General features: G+C 41.3%; 15 protein-coding genes. 9 read left to right on the forward strand and 6 right to left on the reverse strand.

The features are described 5' to 3' along the window. Positions 1-5 precede the first annotated feature (5 nt). Positions 6-1,316 (forward strand): cell division protein FtsA, encoded by a 1,311-nt coding sequence (ftsA, locus tag LV83_RS15410; protein ID WP_111612567.1) that lies wholly within the window; start codon positions 6-8, stop codon positions 1,314-1,316. Between the two features lie 109 nt (positions 1,317-1,425). Then, on the forward strand, positions 1,426-3,105 hold the full coding sequence (gene ftsZ / locus LV83_RS15415; protein WP_111612568.1) for a cell division protein FtsZ: 1,680 nt from the start codon (positions 1,426-1,428) through the stop codon (positions 3,103-3,105). 3 nt (positions 3,106-3,108) lie between these two features. Here the strand turns inward: ftsZ and LV83_RS15420 are convergent, their stop codons facing one another. Continuing rightward, positions 3,109-3,633: an NADPH-dependent FMN reductase gene (locus LV83_RS15420; protein ID WP_111612449.1), complete on the reverse strand. Its 525-nt coding sequence runs from the start codon at positions 3,631-3,633 to the stop codon at positions 3,109-3,111. 94 nt (positions 3,634-3,727) lie between these two features. Between LV83_RS15420 and LV83_RS15425 the strand changes: the two genes are divergently transcribed. Beyond that, positions 3,728-4,549, forward strand: a complete 822-nt coding sequence (locus tag LV83_RS15425; RefSeq protein WP_111612450.1) for a purine-nucleoside phosphorylase — start codon at positions 3,728-3,730, stop codon at positions 4,547-4,549. A 278-nt stretch (positions 4,550-4,827) separates the two neighbouring features. Here LV83_RS15425 and LV83_RS15430 read toward each other — a convergent pair whose 3' ends face one another. Further along, a complete protein-coding gene (locus LV83_RS15430) occupies positions 4,828-6,387 on the reverse strand; it encodes an SDR family NAD(P)-dependent oxidoreductase (RefSeq protein WP_111612451.1) in 1,560 nt (519 codons plus the stop codon). A gap of 348 nt (positions 6,388-6,735) precedes the next feature. Here LV83_RS15430 and LV83_RS15435 point away from each other — a divergent pair, with 348 nt between their 5' ends. Further along, complete coding sequence (locus LV83_RS15435) at positions 6,736-9,081, forward strand: TonB-dependent receptor (RefSeq protein ID WP_111612452.1); 2,346 nt, start codon at positions 6,736-6,738, stop codon at positions 9,079-9,081. Positions 9,082-9,102: 21 nt separating this feature from the next. Continuing rightward, positions 9,103-9,741 carry a hypothetical protein gene (locus LV83_RS15440; RefSeq protein ID WP_146613734.1) on the forward strand — a complete coding sequence of 213 codons (639 nt, stop codon included), beginning with the start codon at positions 9,103-9,105 and terminating at the stop codon, positions 9,739-9,741. A gap of 23 nt (positions 9,742-9,764) precedes the next feature. On the opposite strand, the gene LV83_RS15445 is transcribed toward LV83_RS15440, so the two are convergent. Then, positions 9,765-11,036: a hypothetical protein gene (locus tag LV83_RS15445; RefSeq protein ID WP_111612454.1), complete on the reverse strand. Its 1,272-nt coding sequence runs from the start codon at positions 11,034-11,036 to the stop codon at positions 9,765-9,767. 142 nt (positions 11,037-11,178) lie between these two features. Next, positions 11,179-12,051 carry a glycoside hydrolase family 16 protein gene (locus tag LV83_RS15450; protein ID WP_170124575.1) on the reverse strand — a complete coding sequence of 291 codons (873 nt, stop codon included), beginning with the start codon at positions 12,049-12,051 and terminating at the stop codon, positions 11,179-11,181. A 287-nt stretch (positions 12,052-12,338) separates the two neighbouring features. Between LV83_RS15450 and LV83_RS15455 the strand changes: the two genes are divergently transcribed. Further along, a complete protein-coding gene (locus LV83_RS15455) occupies positions 12,339-13,907 on the forward strand; it encodes a phage tail sheath family protein (protein ID WP_111612570.1) in 1,569 nt (522 codons plus the stop codon). A gap of 142 nt (positions 13,908-14,049) precedes the next feature. Here the strand turns inward: LV83_RS15455 and LV83_RS15460 are convergent, their stop codons facing one another. Further along, positions 14,050-14,286 carry a hypothetical protein gene (locus LV83_RS15460; RefSeq protein ID WP_111612455.1) on the reverse strand — a complete coding sequence of 79 codons (237 nt, stop codon included), beginning with the start codon at positions 14,284-14,286 and terminating at the stop codon, positions 14,050-14,052. A 103-nt stretch (positions 14,287-14,389) separates the two neighbouring features. Continuing rightward, positions 14,390-15,295 carry a site-specific tyrosine recombinase XerD gene (xerD, locus tag LV83_RS15465; RefSeq protein ID WP_111612456.1) on the reverse strand — a complete coding sequence of 302 codons (906 nt, stop codon included), beginning with the start codon at positions 15,293-15,295 and terminating at the stop codon, positions 14,390-14,392. 227 nt (positions 15,296-15,522) lie between these two features. On the opposite strand from xerD, the gene aroQ reads away from it, so the two are divergent. The 3 genes from aroQ to LV83_RS21805 all read left to right on the forward strand — a co-directional run bounded on the left by aroQ (position 15,523) and on the right by LV83_RS21805 (position 17,640). Continuing rightward, positions 15,523-15,936 (forward strand): type II 3-dehydroquinate dehydratase, encoded by a 414-nt coding sequence (aroQ, locus tag LV83_RS15470; RefSeq protein WP_111612457.1) that lies wholly within the window; start codon positions 15,523-15,525, stop codon positions 15,934-15,936. Between the two features lie 11 nt (positions 15,937-15,947). Next, positions 15,948-17,003, forward strand: a complete 1,056-nt coding sequence (locus tag LV83_RS15475; protein WP_111612458.1) for an aminotransferase class V-fold PLP-dependent enzyme — start codon at positions 15,948-15,950, stop codon at positions 17,001-17,003. Positions 17,004-17,199: 196 nt separating this feature from the next. Beyond that, positions 17,200-17,640: a transposase gene (locus LV83_RS21805; RefSeq protein WP_111612459.1), complete on the forward strand. Its 441-nt coding sequence runs from the start codon at positions 17,200-17,202 to the stop codon at positions 17,638-17,640. Positions 17,641-17,779: the final 139 nt, after the last annotated feature.

A 17,779-nucleotide genomic window follows, 5' to 3' on the forward strand; every position in this document is an offset into this window, starting at 1 on the left:
TGGATATGGAAAACAAAGAATTAATAGTAGGACTGGATATTGGGACAACCAAGATCTGTGTCATCGTAGGCCGCAAAAATGAGTATGGCAAACTCGAGGTGCTTGGAATGGGCAAAGCCGTTTCGGACGGAGTTGACCGAGGCGTTGTGACCAATATCGACAAGACTGTGCACGCCATCGAGAAAGCAGTAGAGGAGGCGTCAGAAATGGCAAATGTGGACATCGCTGATGTCATAGTTGGTATTGCAGGACAACATATCCAAAGTAAAATCCAAAGTGGAAGTATCATGCGTCAGCCGACGGATGATGAGATCACGATTGAAGACGTAAGGAGACTTTCCAGTGAAATGGAAAACATCCTGATCCCTCCGGGAAATACAATCATTCACGTGATGCCGCAGGATTATACCGTGGATTACGAAGGTGGTATCAAAGATCCTGTAGGGATGTCGGGTACTCGTTTGGAAGCTGATTTCCATATCATCACAGCCCAGACCACCGCTATCAATAATATCAACAGATGTGTACGCAGAGCAGATTTAGTTTCCAAGCAACTGATTCTGGAGCCGTTGGCAAGTTCACTTTCTGTGTTGAGTGATGACGAGAAGGAAGCAGGCGTTTGCCTGGTAGATATAGGAGGCGGTACCACAGACATCGCCATTTTCTACGAGAACATTATCCGTCATACAGCTGTGATTCCTTTGGGAGGAAATATCATCACCAAAGACATCAAAGAAGGCTGCATGGTGATGCAAAACCAGGCTGAATTGCTAAAAACAAAATTTGGCAAAGCCATCACTGAGGAGGCAAATCCTAACGAAATCGTATCAATCCCAGGCTTAAGAAATAGAGCTCCAAAAGAGATTTCCATTAGAAACCTGGCTTCAATCATTCAGGCAAGAATGGAGGAGATCATTGAGATCGTCCAAAATGAAATCATGCAAAGTGGCCACTACAAGAAACTGGCAGGAGGGATTGTCCTGACGGGCGGTGGCTCACAATTGCAATTTATCAGCCAGTTGTTTGAATACATGACTGGACTGGATACTAGAATTGGCTATCCAAATGAACACTTGGGCAAGTCAGTGATCGAAGAAGTGAAAAGTCCAATGTATGCAACCTCCGTAGGTTTGGTACTGGCAGGATTTAAAGCACTCGACGATAGAGATCAGGGATATACGAACCGCACTGCCAATGGGAAATCCTTGAAAAGAGCGAAAAGTATGGATATCAATCCAAAAGACATATTCGATAAAATCGCCGGAAGACTGAAAGGGATTCTCAGCGATGATATCGGAGACGATATTAATTACTAGGGCTTATGATTGGGGAGATTGTCGGCTTTGCTGTCAATTTCCCTTTTTAAAAAACCACTACAAACAACCATAGAAAATTTCACCAATAACAATAAATATGTCAGATAACATGAAAGATTACAGATTTGATTTACACAAAAACCCGAAGTCGATTATAAAAGTAATCGGCGTAGGTGGAGGCGGTTCTAATGCCGTAAACCACATGTTCGGTCTAGGGATTAAGGACGTAGAGTTTGTGGTAGTCAATACCGATGCTCAAGCACTTAAGTCTAGCCCGGTTCCATTGAGATTGCAACTTGGCGCCAATTTGACCGAAGGTCTAGGTGCTGGTGCAAATCCTGAGCAAGGTAAAAATGCAGCGATAGAGTCTGAGGATGAAATCAGAGAACTATTGGCTGATAATACCAAAATGGTATTTATCACGGCTGGAATGGGTGGAGGTACCGGGACTGGTGCAGCTCCTGTGGTAGCTAGAATTGCGAAAGAGCTCAATATCCTAACTGTAGGTATAGTGACCGCTCCATTCATGTTCGAAGGAAAGAAGAAAATGAATGTAGCTCAGACTGGTATTGAAGCTCTTCGTGAGAATTGCGATACGGTTCTGGTTATTTTAAATGACAAATTGAGAGAGATCTATGGCAATCTTGCCATCAGAACTGCTTTCAGCAAGGCGGATGATATTCTATCTACTGCTGCAAGATCTATCGCTGAGATCATCACTGTTCATCAGGATGTCAATGTGGATTTTGAAGATGTGAAGACAGTAATGAAAGACGCTGGAGCTGCCGTAATGGGCTCTTCAACTGAAGAAGGCGAAGGTCGTGCGATCCGCGCTGCCGGTGCAGCCATTTCTTCTCCATTGTTGAACAACGTGGATATCAAAGGAGCAGAGAAAATTTTGCTTTCCATTATGTCCGGCGAAGACGAGGAATTGTCAATGGACGAATTGAGCGAAATCACTGAGTATATACAGGAGAAAGCGGGTGACAATGCAGAGGTAATTTTCGGTCAAGGTATTGATCCGGAATTGGGCAAAGCTATCCGAGTGACTGTAATTGCTACAGGTTTCCAAATGGATAGACTTGCCGGAACCAAAAGAGAAGAAACTGCTAAGGCTATTGCTGCACCATCTCCTGCTCCAACTCCAAGCACTCCAGTGCAGGAAGTAGAGGAAGAAAAGACGGTTATCAATTTGGATTCTGGTAAATCCGAGAAAGTAAAAGAAGAGCCAGTTGCTAATGGATCTACTTTTGTATTCTCAATACCAAAAACTCCAACTCCTACGCCAACTCCTGCTCCAGAAGTGAAGCCAGTGGCTGAAACTCCTAAGAGAGAAGAGCCAATAGAAGCACCTAAACCAGCTCCAAAGAAAGAAAGCCTATTTTCTTTCATGAAGCCAAAGGAAGAAGTGAAAGCTGAGGCTCCAAAGCCGGCTCAAGAGAAAATCGTACATGATCTTTTCGAAGAAGAGGAGGAGAAAAATACTGCTGAAGAGCCTAAGAAAGAAGAGCCAGCTACTCCAGCTTTTGCAAATGATTACTATGAGCAAATGAAGCAAAAGGCGATTCAAAGAGCGCACGAGCGTTTTGAAAAGCTAAAAGGTAACCGTGCTTTCAATCCAACTCCAGAAGAATTGAAGGAGAAAATGGAAGTGCCTGCTTATCAGCGTAAAAATGTAGTATTGAACGAACCTCAGCATAGCTCAGAGCCAAGTATCAGTAAGTACAACTTGAGCGATGACAATGAGATTCTAGGAAATAATAGATTTCTGCATGATAATGTGGACTAAGTCCTAAAATTCAAGCAGCATGTCTGCCTGGGTTTGCAGCAAGTCCAAGTACAACCTGTTGGTGAGCAGGTTATCTGACATATTTTGCTCTATTTTAGCCAGTTTCGGCTTGAGAGCAAGGACATGCATTCCCAGATAATGGAAGATGTCGGTAAGGTGGCTCATAGCGATGCCACCCCCGCCTATTCCAGATGAAATACCCACCAAAGCACACTTTTTATTCCTGAAGGTATTAGGGTAGGTCATCCCATCTATAAAGGTTTTCAAGATTCCCGGAAAGGACCCGTTGTACTCTGGGACGATAAACACAAACTTTTTCCCATCCACTAATTGATCGTGGAACTCATTATACAAATCATGTTTCCCGTTATTTTCATAAAGTGCGTTATCTATAAAATCACTGGGTAAATCCTCCAATTCAAGGATTTCTGATTGCTCGCCTTTCTCCTTAAGAATGCTTTGATAAAGCTCTGCTATAGTTTTTGAAACAGAATTCTTACGGTTAGTTCCTACGATTATTTTGATCATGTTTTGTTTTTTCTAAATGCAATACACTCTTAGCACTATAAAAGTTTGAAGCTAGGAGGTAATTTATATATTTAGGGCTGGCAAATTACACCTTATGAACTACCTAAATCAAATCTCTGAAGCAACTTCTTTCATACAATCCAAATATTCTGGCCAAGTATCAATAGGAATTATTCTTGGTACCGGACTTGGACATTTGGGTGAGCAGATCACAGTGGAAAAGGAAATTAATTACGCAGATATCCCCAATTTCCCGCTAGCTACTGTAGAAAGTCACTCAGGTAAATTGATTTTTGGAGAGCTTTCAGGGAAAAAAGTGATGGCAATGAAAGGACGTTTTCATTACTATGAAGGCTATTCCATGCAGGAAGTTACTTTTCCTATTCGTGTGATGAAAAAGCTCGGTGTAAAAACATTGCTTGTCTCAAACGCAAGTGGAGGATTGAATCCAGAACAGGAAGTTGGAGACGTCATGCTGATTCGGGATCAAATTGATTTGTTTCCCGAGAGTCCACTTCGTGGCAAGCATTACGAAGAATTTGGTCCAAGATTTCCAGACATGAGCGATGCCTATTCTACTGATTTAACTGCAATTGCTTTAGGTTTTGCTAAAGAAAACAATTTCCGGGTTCATACCGGGGTATATGTCGGCGTTCAGGGTCCAAATCTTGAAACTCCAGCAGAATACAAATACCTACGTGGAATTGGAGCGGATGCAGTTGGCATGAGTACAGTTCCTGAAGTGATCGTAGCTAGACAGGCAGGAATAGAGGTATTTGGTATTTCTGCGATTACAGATTTGGGAGTTGAAGGGAAAATAACCAAAGTTACTATTGCCGAAGTGCTTGCTGCTGCCGCAATTGCCGAGCCTGTAATGGCAGAGATTATTAAGGAAGTGGTGAGGAAGGTGGATTAAAGGCAGTTGTCCTGCTTCTCAAGAGGCAGGATAATTTTAAGAAATAAAACCACATAGCCACATAGAGATCATAGCGACTGATAATTACATCAAGTAAAACTATGTTTTGCTATGTGTCTATGTGGTAAATTCTTTTTCTTTAAAAACTATCGCCTATTGCGAGGCGGGAGACACTTCGACTTCGCTCAGTGTGACACAGAACGAGTGTGAGTATGACACGCAGCAATTAAACTCTGCGCCTCCCGTACAGCTGTCGGGAGCGACGCCGCGAGAAACTCCTACCAGCTAGTCGGCTTATAATCCTTCAAAAACTTCCCATTCCAATGCTTGCCCGTGTTGATCCCATCAAAAAGCGGATCCATCACCCGGGCTGCTCCATCGACTATATCCAACGGGGGCTGAAAGTCATGCAAATCCTGCTTTCGCTTCGCCAATTCTGCTGGGTCTTCATCCGTCACCCAGCCTGTATCCACAGCGTTGGTGTAAATGCCGAATTTTGGAAGCTCAGCCGCAGAAGTCAATGTCATCATATTCAAAGCTGCTTTCGCCATGTTCGTATGGGGATGTCGGGCTTCCTTGTGAAACTGATGGAATTTTCCCTCCATAGCAGAGACATTAATGATGTGTTTTTTGCCCGTATTATCCTTCTTCATGATGTTCACGAGGCGATTGCAAAGAACAAAAGGTGCCACAGAATTCACCAGCTGCACTTCTAGCATTTCGTTGGTATGGATTTCTCCTAACTTCAATCTCCAGCTATTTGTCTTTCTAAGGTCTACTTGCTGTAGATCTGCATCGAGTTTTCCAATTGGAAAGATCTCCTCAGAACTCAAAGAATCATCGATGCTGTAGGGAATTTGCGTGAGCTGAGCAGAAGATGTCAATCCTATTCCTAATTGCTTTCCATGCCAGGAAACGGGTAGGTTTTTATTTTCGCCTTCGGCAAATTCCTGGCTCAGAATTCTAATTTCTTGCAAGCAGGAATGATGATCAGTAAGTAACTTTTGCGAAGCAGTAGAGAGATCTTCCCATTCCAGGGCCTCATTTTCCATCAAATGTTGATAAAAGCCTGAAGGTCGACGAACAGTCTGGGCGGCATTGTTGATCAATACATCCAGTCGATGGTATTTCTGCTCGATGTAATTGCAAAAAATCTCCACACTCGGAATATGTCTAAGGTCCAACCCATGGATATGAAGTCGGTCACCCCATTGATTGAAATCAGGCTCTTTGGCAAATCGCAAAGCTGAATCCACCGGGAAACGGGTCGTGGCAATTACAGTTGCTCCTGCGCGAAGCATCATTAGCGTAATGTGGTAGCCAATTTTCAGGCGAGAACCCGTCACCAACGCAACTTGACCTTTCATGTCTGCGGTTTGAAAACGCTTGGCATAATTGAAATCCCCGCAACCCGTACACATGGTGTCGTAAAAATGATGCAGTCTATCAAAGGACTCCTTACAGACATAGCATTCGCGAGGTGATTCGAGAATAATGGCTTCATCAGCTTCTTTTCCAGTCAATTCCAGCATAGTTGGTGCGATGAAAATTGACGCTTCTCTTGCAGATCGAATTCCCGTAGTTTTTCTGGCAGTTTTATCTTTATCTGCGACTTTTTTTCTATGAATCTTTTTCGCACCCTTTTTTCTCTCCGCAAGTTCTTCTTTGCTCGGTCTTGAAAACTGTCCCGCTGCCATGAGAAGGGCAAGCCTACTTTCTTTCGGGATATCAAAAATCTGGTCAGTATCCGCATTCAATCCTTCCAGAACTGCAATAGCTTGAGCGATTTGTTCAGCGGTGAATTTCACTGGTGTTACAGATTCTGATTCCTTTTCCATGGTATTAAGCTTACAAGGGCGCAAAAGTAAGTATTTTAAATCTGGAAATTGGTGTGAAGTAGGAAGTTGGGTAATTGTAAATATCACAGGTTCAATGCTTCATTTACCTTTGTTGACGCAATCTGAATATCGAAAATTGCGCCTCCTGCTCCTTAGCGGGAGATTTCATTAAAAGGTTCTAATAAGCCTTTCGACTTCGCTCAGGGTGACATCTCAAAGGTTACGAATCTTTCGCCACGCCATAGCGCCGCCGCGAGCTAAAAATTTTCTCTTCAGCGAGAAATTCCTTCCATGCACTAAGGGTAAACCCCAAACCCCTTGTCATAGAATCAAACTAAACCAACTAGTATGAATTCGTTTATAAAGATTTTTGGGGTTCTATTTTTCATGGCGATCAATCCTTTACAAGCCCAGGAACTCACGCAAACTATCCGTGGCACCGTGATCGATCAAATCACCAAGGCTCCCATGCCCGGCGCGACCGTGATGATTATGGGTTCGGATCCAGTGATCGGTACGACTACGGATGTAGCTGGTGATTTCAAAATTCCTGCTCTTCCGCTTGGAAGCTATTCGCTAAAAGTGAGTTTTATGGGCTTTAAGGAGATAATCCTTCCGAATGTTCAACTGAACTCCGGGAAGGAAGTAGTATTGACAATTCCTTTGGAAGAAGATATCACCCAGATCGATGAAGTGGTGGTGACGGCCACAGACAAAGACCGAACGATCAATGATATGATTCAGGTGAGTGGACGCACATTTTCTGTGGAGGAAGCTAGGAAGTTTGCCGCTGCAGTAAATGACCCTGGACGTATGGCAGCATCCTTCTCTGGAGTCACCAGCACTGATGATGGAAACAATAATATCTCAATTCGTGGCAACAGTCCCAACGGCTTGCTTTGGAGAATGGAAGGAATAGAAATTCCTAACCCCAATCACTTTGTAAATCCTGGCACTTCAGGCGGAGGTGTGTCTATCTTAAGTTCTCAGTTATTAGCTAATTCTGATTTTCTGACTGGAGCTTTTCCTGCGGAATATGGAAATGCACTTTCGGGCGTATTTGACCTTAGCTTGCGCAAAGGCAATAATGAAAATCAGGAGTTTACACTTCAGGCAGGATTTCTAGGCTTGGATGTGGCGGCAGAGGGGCCAATTGCAATAAACTACAAAGGTTCTTACTTGATCAATTACCGTTATTCCACACTTTCTGTCCTTTCAAAAATCGGACTTCCTTTGGGTGATTTTGTTACCAATTTCCAGGATTTATCCTTTAACGTCTATTTGCCGACGGGTCCGAAAAGCACGATTACACTCTTTGGGTTTGGTGGACTAAGCGACCAAGATGGTGATGCGATCACTGATTCTTTGGACTGGGAATCCGAGGGAGATCGCTACGGTGGGACGTTTTTCTCCAATACTGGAGCCGTTGGAATCAAGCATTCTTACATTTTGAACGAGTCAAATTTCCTCCAAACTACAGTGTTGGCTTCAGGAAATGCTTTGGGAACTACCGAGTTTCGATTGACCGATGAGATGCAGGAGCAAGATCGTTTTTACGAGAATTATAGCAATTCAAAAGTTACACTGAGCTCAGTGTTGAATACAAAGTTTTCGGCTAAAGCAAGTTTGAGATCTGGGTTTTATGTAAATCAATTGTATTACAATCTTCGTGAAGATGACTTTGAAGAAGAAAATCAAAACTTGCAAACCAATATCAATTCCAAAGGAAACACGCAGAGTATTCAAGCTTTTTCCCAGCTGAACTACCGAGCGAGTGAACGCCTAACAATCAATGTTGGCCTACATTATTTGCAACTTTTGCTGAATGATTCTAAGTCTATCGAACCTAGATTCAGTGCTTCCTATGCGCTGGACGAAAAGCAGCGTTTGAGCGTGGGTTACGGCTTACATTCCCAGGTGCAGCCGCTCGGGACTTACTTTGCGGAGCAGGAAGTTGATGGGCAAATTACGCTTCCTAACAAAGAGTTAGGTCTGAGCAAATCACATCATTTTGTGCTGGGTTTTGATCGCGCGTTCACTCCATATTTACGCATGAAAGTGGAAACCTATTATCAGCATTTGTTCAATATCCCGATCAAAAGCGGTGCTGATGAAACCTATTCCATCATCAATCAGCAGTGGACTTTTGCCACTGATCCGCTGGTCAATGAAGGTTTTGGGAAAAACTATGGGGTTGAACTGACCTTGGAGCAGTTTACGCATAATGATTTGTACTTTTTGCTTTCCACTTCCTTTTACAATTCGTTGTATAAAACCAATGAAGATGTCTGGAGAAATTCCGCTTACAATGGCAATTTCAATGTGACTTTCACAGCTGGAAAGGAGTATAAACAGAAGAAAAATAGGGTTTTCGGCGTGAACCTCCGTGCTATTTACAGTGGTGGCTTGCGGGATACTCCTATTGATTTGGCAGCTTCTATCGAAAAAGGTGAAGGCGTTTATATTGAAGATCAGCTTTATTCGGAAAAAAGCCCGAATTATTTCCGAGCCGATCTGCGCTTTAGTCTTAAGAAAAACAAGCCAAAATCCACCCGTACCTGGGCACTTGATATTCAAAATGCAACAAATCGGAAGAATGTGTATGGAGAATACTTCGAACCAATGGAAAACAAGATCAAAACTTCCTATCAGGCTCCGCTGATTCCGATATTGAGTTATAGAGTTGAGTTTTAAAATTATGAAACGAGGCAAAAAGTGCTTCGTTTTTTTGTTTCAAAGAATCAGGCGATTACATGTCTAGCTAAAATTAATTGTAGTTATAATTCGGGTATTTTTAAGATTGGTTTAGGATTTGAGAAGCATTTTTTCCCAACTCTTAAACGTATTTACCTTCCAATGAAAATTTCTCATTCTTTATTTTTAGCCAGTTTTATATTTCTCATTCTTTTTGCTTGTAGTCCTGATGAAGAGCCTCTTTTTCAAGAAAAATACACATCTGAAGATTTACACAAGTTGCATGGTACTGATCTGAAGGATTGGAGAATTGAAGCTTTTTATGATAACTACAATCAGAAAGTGCTAAGTGCAAAAAACGCCTGTTTTAGTGATGATATTTTTGTTTTCCAGAAAGGAACGAATGAAATACAGGTTGTTTCGGGAGAAATCAGCTGTAGCGACATCGATCCTGAGGATGAAATCACCACGGCTTCCTATCAATTTTATGAGCAGGAAGGTCTCATTTTCATTTCGATCAGCAAGGCTTCCTTAGTTAATGGAGTCATTAAAAACAACTTTTTTAGTTTGCAACTTGTGGAATTGTCAAACTCTAAAATGATTTTTGCTAGCGGTGAAAAAGGTGATTACGGAATGTCCTTAGTTTTTGTAGCTAGTTAGAATTAAGAATAATATGTACGGAATTATTTATCCATCCCTGCCAGCATCTCTTCTCCTTTGATCAAATTCTTTTTGAAAAGCTCATAGTCCCGATGTTGAGGCTCAGCACCCATTTCTACTGCTTTTTGGAAAAGCGGAACTGCTTCTGCTACTCGTCCTAAAGCCATTAGACCTTCACCTAAAGAATCATAGACATTGGCTGAATTTGGATGATTTTCAAGGTTTTTTCGGAAAAGCGAAACCGCTTGCTTGTATTTATCAAAGCGCATGAGGCTATAACCCATCATGTTGATATTCTCTTCCGTGAGTAACGAGCCTGGCAGATAGGAATAAAGATCTGTGATAAATGTATCAAACTCCTCTGGGCCGAGCTTATGTGCAGCATTCGCGATTTTCTTATTTGGATCAGCATAAATTACTTGGCGGACTGATTGTGCTATTTGTGTAGGCTCTTGGAGAAGAAGTGAATTCAATGATCCTGAAGAGAGAAGAACAGAATATTCGGGGTGAATAGGTGTGTACTCGTCTAGAAATTTCTTTTTGGACTCAATCAATAAGTTGAAAAATTCACCAGAATTTGCTGAAAGCGAACCCATCATTGGGAATGTATTAAATCTACTTCCTAGAATTACCAATGAGTTGACTTCCGGAACCGCTTGTGAAGACCAGATTAACTTGTTGTCCTTGAGCATCGTCAAAAACAGTTCTGCTTCCTCCTTATTTCCTGTTGATCTTCCAGTCATTCTCAATTTTTGATAATCCATATATTCGGAAATCAATTGATCACCATCCAAACCTTTTTCGCTCAAGTATGCACTGAGTTGCTCTGAGTTTTCTGTATCCAAAACAGGATCAACATAGATCATTCCCTCTACCTCAGTCGGATGATCTTCGGCAAATTCACGAATCAGAAGATTGCCCCAATTATTCCCTGCTAGGATAAATGGAGGTTGGATTTTCATTTCTGTCAAAAGTGCTTCCAGTTCTTGAACACGTGCAACTACTGAAGGCTTTTCTCTAGAATCACTAGACTTCCCAAGGCCAAGTCGATCATAAGATAGCACAGGGGAGAACTCAGCGATTTGCTCAAATACTGAATTCCACACCTCTAAACTTTCTCCACTTCCAGCTTCCAAAATTACAATGGGTTGAAAGGCTTTTCGCTCCGCTAAACCTGAAGTTTTAGCCCGCATTTGGTTTCCATCTACGGTAATTAGTTCTGTTTTTGATTGGGCAAAAAGCTCAGGGGAAAATAAAAAGACTGATAGGATTCCGAATAAAAGCGCCTTCTTCATAGGATAGCTGATTAGTTTGAACTAAAAGTTAACTAAAAAAGGTCTGTTTATGAAATGCTGAGGTACAGCTATTTGCAAAATTTAACAAGTTGTTTTGAATATCCTTATCTGCCGAATCTATTCAAAAGTTCTTTAGCGTAGCTTATTTTTTCTTATAGCCCATCCAGTCCACTTCCAGCTCAAAGGGGAATTCCGGCTTCTCAAGTGAATTAGGATTGCCTTCGACAGCCCAGTCTTTCGTATGCCAAAAGTTCATTCTATACTTGGACGCATGTTGGGGGATTCCAAGTTGCGAGCCTTGATAGTCCCAAAGTACGACAGTATCTGCAGTTTCAGGATGCAGCATCCACCAACGTATTTTTTCACTTTCCCAGTCAAATCCATAGGTATAGAACTGTTTAGAGGCATCGTAATTTTTGATCGCTGGAATACTCTCCGGGATATTCTGAAAGTCAGTTAAGGGAGTTGGTGTCCCATCGTAATCCACTTTGGAGATCGTTTCTATGATTTTCCCTTCAGCCAGATTTATGATCCGACCAATTCGTTGAAGGTTGCCAGGCTTACCAGTCCAAGTCCCGACGTAGATAATTCTTGGATCAGCAATCAGCCATTCAAAGTCAATTTCGCTCAGTCCTTCTTTCTCGTCTTCATGATAGGTGAAATATCCTACTACAGCTCCCACATTCGGCTGCTTATCGCGCACATCTGGCACTTTTAATCTTGCAGAGTAGCTTCCAAAGTGTGTGAAATTCTTAGAGATGATCTCCGGACCCTTGCCTGGGCCTGCTGTCTCGTCTGGGTTTAGCTTAAAAGAAAGAATTTTAGTTTCGGATTCAGAGGGAGATGAGATTCCCATTTTGTATTTGAAATCGGCTGGCATTCCTGTAGAACCGTAGCGGAAAATTTTTGATTTTGAGGAAGAAAAGTCCTCGAAAAATGATTTCTGCATCTTCTGAGAATCTTTTGGAATTAAACTCACCAATATCAAGAATAGTAAAATGAACACTTGCTTCATAAGATTGAAGATAGAGAATTTATAGTTTGAGATTTTTTGGTAGTCTACATAATGGATGGTTTTTACATGAGGCTACAAACTCCTCTGTGGAGGATATTACAAGCAAACTTGTGGGAAAGTCTTCGGCTGATTCTAAGGTATAGTTTGAAATAAACCTTATTTTAGAATTGAAGAGGCTTTCTTCCAAAATTACTGTGCTCATAGTTAATCGTGAAAATTCTGCTCTGGAATCAATTTTAGTCCATCTTTTTCTTTTTCACATTTTCCATTTTCAACTTATTCAAATCATGGCTGCAAAGTATAAGAAACCAGGAGTTTATAAAGAAGAAAAGAATGCCTCTCCCAAATCAGTAGTGGCTGTACCTACAGCTGTTCCTGCTTTTGTAGGTTATACGCCACAGGCAGAATATCAGGGTAAGTCCTACTTAAATGTTCCTATTAAAATTTCCTCATGGAATGAATTTTTGGCTATTTTCTGCCTCCCCAAAAAAGAAAGAGAAATACCACAGCAGTACAGTCCAAACTATTTTGTGGTTAACAAACCCAAAAGTCAAGTAGCTGTCAATTCTTTCAGTGTAGCTTTGGGCGACTATCTAATACTACCCGATCCTAGCACCATTTACTATCTATTTTTAAGTGTGAAACTGTTTTTTGAAAATGGTGGAGGTGAAGCTTACATCGTATCTGTAGGAACATATGGTAAAGTATCGGGCAGACCACTTGGCTCAAATGATCGCTTGATAAATCAGAATGTTTCTTTGAACGCATTGCTAATAGGACTTTCCTTGCTGAAAAAGGAGCCTGAGCCTACCCTGTATGTGTTTCCTGATGCAACTTTACTTTCAATTGACAATTATGCCACACTAATGCAAGCTATGCTTCTTCAATGTGAAGAGCTTGGATCTACCATGAGTTTGCTTGATGTGCAAGGAGGGAATAATCCTAGCCAGCAGAATTACCTTCAATTAATTGAGAATTTTAGAAATAACACTGGAAGCATTGGGCTTTGCTATGGCGCAGCTTATTTTCCGTTTTTGGGAACCACAGTTCTTCAGCCGGAGGATTTGAATTATACGAATTTCTTTGGAGGCGATTTGGATCAATTGTCTGAGCTAATCAATCCTAAAAACAGCGATGCCTCAGTCACAAGTGTTTTTGAAATGATCAATGATATCCATAATCAATCGATCAGTGTCAGTCAGCTCAATAATGCTCTGCTTAAATCGAGTGCATTTTATGCTTCGTTTTTCGCCAAAGTACTGGATTTTGCTAATACTTTACCTCCAAGTGCTGCGATGGCTGGGTTGATCACTATGAATGATAATGTCAAAGGAGTATGGAATTCTCCTGCAAATATCGGAATCAACCAAGTTAAAGACCTGCCTATTCATCTGAATAATGATCAGCAGGGACCGCTTAACGTAGATCCACTCAGCGGGAAATCAATAAATGTAATTAGGTCTTTCATAGGTGAAGGCGTACTGGTTTGGGGAGCGAGAACGCTAGACGGGAATAGTCAGGATTACCGATATATTGCTGTTCGGAGGACCCTTATATTTCTTGAGCAGTCCTGCAAATCTGCTATAGAAGCTTATGTTTTTCAGCCTAATGATGCAAATACTTGGACCGCAGTGAAATCTATGATTAGCAACTTTTTAACAGGTATTTGGAAACAAGGAGGCTTGGCTGGATCGATTCCCGACGATGCATTTTCTGTGGAGTGTGGACTCGGAACGACAATGACAGCGCAGGATATTATGGATGGATATATGAATGTTAGTATTAGAGTAGCTCTGACACATCCTGCCGAATTCTTTGTGCTCACTTTCCAGCAGGAAATGGCTAGTTCGAGCTAAAAAATGAGTATTTGCAAATAATTTGTTTTGATCCTCTGTTTCTGATTATTCCAAAGTTAATTTTCGTAGAAGTACAGGCAGAAATAGTTATTAGGATAAAAAGCAGGATTAATTGTTTTTCAAAATGTGCTTATTATTTACTTTAAAACTCACTTACGGTACGATACTTCGCCCATTTGCTCACCAATCCAACGATTGAAATAACATGAATAACCATTGCTGAGCCTAGAATTAAATCAGTATTAGGTTTACCGCCAATTTTAAAATAAGCTCCGAAAAGCATCATACTCACACTAAGAAGCAAAAGGCGAAACATGAGTTTCTGACGCTTGGTGAGACTGTTTAGGCGTGGGAAAAGTTTGTAGATAAGATTGGTCATGGTAGGGTTTTCAGTAATTACCTAGGTTAATTTAGAAATAAAAAGGCTTCTACGAAATTATTAATTTTCAAACAACCAACAACCAGCAACCAGCAACCAACATTTATTTCCTTGGGTGAAAATCCGTCAGCACCTGCCGCAGATAATCTCGATCCAAATGTGTGTAAATCTCCGTCGTGGTGATGCTCTCGTGACCAAGCATTTCCTGCACCGCCCGAAGATCAGCACCGCCTTCGATGAGATGCGTAGCAAAGGAATGACGGAAAGTATGTGGAGAAATGTTCTTTTCAATTCCAGCTAGCTCCGCAGTCTTTTTGATAATCAGAAAAATCATGACTCGTGTAAGCTTCTTACCTCTGCGGTTTAGAAATACATATTCCTCATGCCCTTTTGCGATGGTTTGATGCACCCGAACCTCATCTTTATAGATATTCAGGTATTTCAACGCATCTTTTCCGATAGGCACTAGTCGCTCTTTATTGCCTTTTCCAGTGACTCTCAGAAATCCGACGTCTTCGAATACCTGCCCTTTTTTCAATTCAATCAATTCAGAAACCCGCAGACCTGAGCTATACAACATTTCCAGCATGGCTCGATTACGATGACCTTCAGGTTCTCCTAGAGGAATTGCTTCCAAGAGTTCCACGATTTCCTGATAACTGAGCGTGTCAGGAAGTTTTCGCCCGAGTTTCGGTGCTTCCAGAAGTTGCGCTGGATCTTCGGAGATCACATCCTCGTACATCAGGTATTTGTAGAAGGCTTTGATTCCCGATATGATTCTGGCGTGCGTGTAATCCGATATTTCGAGTTTCGCTAAGTCATTCACAAACCTTCGTAAATGCTCTAATTCTAAATTCAAGGGACTTTTCTCTGGGAAATTCGCATCCGAATAGGCTGCCAATTTCTCCACATCACGCGTATAGGCCTCTATGGAATTACCGCTTAAGGATCGCTCCAGCTTGAGATAATGGCGGAATTGCTTGATGTGGTTTTGCCAGATTTTTGACATTCAGTTGGTAAGGTTGCAAAGTGGTAAAGTTAGAAGGTTTGGAACATCGCAACCTTACAACTTTACAACTTTACCACTTTAAAACCTGAAATTCCGATTAACTTTGAACCAGCAATCATCAAACCGAATATTGTTTTGAAATCGAGCAGGACTCAAGAGTCACATATTCCGATTATTATCACCAATGCGAGATTCCATGTGACGTATAAAAATCAATTATCAAACACATGAAAATACTGATCATCAACGGGCCTAATCTAAATCTTCTTGGTAAAAGAGAACCGGAAGTGTATGGAAGCACATCTTTTGAAGAATATTTTGAGGGCTTGAAGAAAGCTTTTCAAGATGTTGAGCTACATTATTACCAGAGTAATGTTGAAGGTGAACTTATCAATAAGATTCACGAGGTTGGTTTTACGTTTGATGCCATTTTGCTGAATGCCGGCGGGTATACCCACACTTCCGTGGCGATTTCTGATGCCATTGCCAGTGTGACGACTCCTACACTGGAAATCCATATTTCGAATATTTATAAACGCGAGGAATTCCGTCACAAAAGCATTATTTCCAAATCCTGCGTCGGCATGATCTCTGGACTTGGCCTGAAAGGCTACGCCCTTGGAATCCTATACTTTCAATAACCTATTTCCCTATGCTCACTTTTGCACCCGGGCCATCTAAAGTTTACGATGCCCTTCCCACTTATTTGCAAGATGCCTACACTGCAGGTATTCTGAGTGCCAATCACCGCAGTAATGCTTTCATGCATTTGTATCAGGAAACTGAGCAATTGATGCGTGAAAAGCTGCACATGCCGGATGATTACAAGTTGCTATTTACCTCCAGCGCTACCGAAAACTGGGAGATCATCACCCAGTCTATCGTACAGCAAGCAAGCTTTCATATCTATTCTGGATCCTTCGGGAAGAAGTGGATTGGCTTCGCAAAGCATATCAATCCAGCAACTGACGGTTTGAAAATCGAGGCAAATCAGGTGATCGATGTGGCAAGTTTAGAGATCTCTGAGGACTTTGATGTGATCGCGCTGACGCAAAATGAAACGGCCAATGCGACTCAAGTTCCGATGTCAGCGATAGAAGCAATCAAAGAAAAGTATCCTGAAAAAATGATCGCTGTGGATACCACTTCCTCCATAGCGGGGATAGAGTTTGATTTTTCTTTGGCGGACATCTGGTATGGTTCTGTGCAAAAATGCTTCGGACTTCCAGCTGGTTTGGGAGTTTTGATTCTTTCTCCGAAAGCCATTGAAAAGTGCGAAAGTAAAGGAGAAAATGGACGCTATAATTCTTTGAGTTTTATCCTGGAAAATGCCGCGGGCTACCAAACGCATTATACTCCGAATGTACTTGGGATCTACTTACTCAATCGGGTTTTGAAGGATTTGGCAGAAATCCAACACATCGACGTAAACCTTCGTGAGCGTATGCAAAAACTAGAGAATGCCGTTGCCCAATCCAAGTCTCTTCGAATGCTGGTTGATAATGCAGAGACAAGAAGTACTACGGTATTGGCTGTGACTGGTCCTGAAGATTTGATTTCATCCGTGAAAAAGGCTGCTGAAAAAGAAGGAATGCAGTTGGGTTCTGGCTATGGTCCGCATAAGCCAACTAGCTTCAGGATCGCCAATTTCCCGGCGATTACCAATGCTGAAATGGATAAGTTAATTGAGTTTTTGGGAAGGTTTTAACCGTGTAACCTTTGAGGTCTACAAGACCTCGAAGGTTTGGTAGTATGTTGACCTTTGTGGTTTATAAAACCCCGAAGGTCTTTTGCTTGCAACCCTCCGAAGTCTTTTGATGACTTCGGAGGGTTTGTTTTTAATAATAGTTGAGGCTATTAAACCTTATCGAATTTTTCTATTTTAGATCACTTTTTAACTAACGATGAAAAACTTCTCTGAAACATTTGAATCTGGTATAATTTATCACCTTTACTCTAGGTCAATTAGTAATCAAGAATTGTTTCTAAAAGATGAAAATTATAAGTTTTTCCTGATCAAATATTCTCAATATTGCGAAGTATGTTTTGACACAATTGCCTATTGTCTAATCCCCAACCATTTTCATTTTTTAGTTAGAGTTAAAGAAAATCAGCAGGACCTAGAAATTGTAAAGTCATTCTCAAATTTTCTCAATTGCTACGCAAAAGCATTTAATAAATCCATTAGTAGGAATGGAGGGCTCTTCCAAAGAAAGTTTAAGCGCAAATTAATTGATAACGATAATTACCTGAGTCGAATCATCCTTTACATTCACTTAAATCCCATTAAGCATGGGCTAGTGACGAAAGCCAAAGGGTGGAAGTATTCTTCTTTTTCTGCTTAGACTACCTATAAAACTTCCAAAGTGTCGAGAGAGTTGGGTTTAGAATGGTTTGGAGGTATTTCTGAATTTCTAAAAGTACATGAAGGTGCTATGGAGGAGTATTTATATGACGAGTACTCTTTAGAGGGATAGCCTCATT

The sequence above is a fragment of the Algoriphagus yeomjeoni genome, assembly GCF_003259505.1.
GTDB classification, from domain to species: domain Bacteria; phylum Bacteroidota; class Bacteroidia; order Cytophagales; family Cyclobacteriaceae; genus Algoriphagus; species Algoriphagus yeomjeoni.

Bases quoted from the DNA above. Each gene is read 5' to 3' on its own strand.
- ftsA (WP_111612567.1), top strand. From the start codon at position 6: ATGGAAAACAAAGAATTAATAGTAGGACTGGATATTGGGACAACCAAG.
- ftsZ (WP_111612568.1), top strand. From the start codon at position 1,426: ATGAAAGATTACAGATTTGATTTACACAAAAACCCGAAGTCGATTATA.
- LV83_RS15420 (WP_111612449.1), bottom strand. From the start codon at position 3,633: ATGATCAAAATAATCGTAGGAACTAACCGTAAGAATTCTGTTTCAAAA.
- LV83_RS15425 (WP_111612450.1), top strand. From the start codon at position 3,728: ATGAACTACCTAAATCAAATCTCTGAAGCAACTTCTTTCATACAATCC.
- LV83_RS15430 (WP_111612451.1), bottom strand. From the start codon at position 6,387: ATGGAAAAGGAATCAGAATCTGTAACACCAGTGAAATTCACCGCTGAA.
- LV83_RS15435 (WP_111612452.1), top strand. From the start codon at position 6,736: ATGAATTCGTTTATAAAGATTTTTGGGGTTCTATTTTTCATGGCGATC.
- LV83_RS15445 (WP_111612454.1), bottom strand. From the start codon at position 11,036: ATGAAGAAGGCGCTTTTATTCGGAATCCTATCAGTCTTTTTATTTTCC.
- LV83_RS15450 (WP_170124575.1), bottom strand. From the start codon at position 12,051: ATGAAGCAAGTGTTCATTTTACTATTCTTGATATTGGTGAGTTTAATT.
- LV83_RS15455 (WP_111612570.1), top strand. From the start codon at position 12,339: ATGGCTGCAAAGTATAAGAAACCAGGAGTTTATAAAGAAGAAAAGAAT.
- LV83_RS15460 (WP_111612455.1), bottom strand. From the start codon at position 14,286: ATGACCAATCTTATCTACAAACTTTTCCCACGCCTAAACAGTCTCACC.
- xerD (WP_111612456.1), bottom strand. From the start codon at position 15,295: ATGTCAAAAATCTGGCAAAACCACATCAAGCAATTCCGCCATTATCTC.
- aroQ (WP_111612457.1), top strand. From the start codon at position 15,523: ATGAAAATACTGATCATCAACGGGCCTAATCTAAATCTTCTTGGTAAA.
- LV83_RS15475 (WP_111612458.1), top strand. From the start codon at position 15,948: ATGCTCACTTTTGCACCCGGGCCATCTAAAGTTTACGATGCCCTTCCC.
- LV83_RS21805 (WP_111612459.1), top strand. From the start codon at position 17,200: ATGAAAAACTTCTCTGAAACATTTGAATCTGGTATAATTTATCACCTT.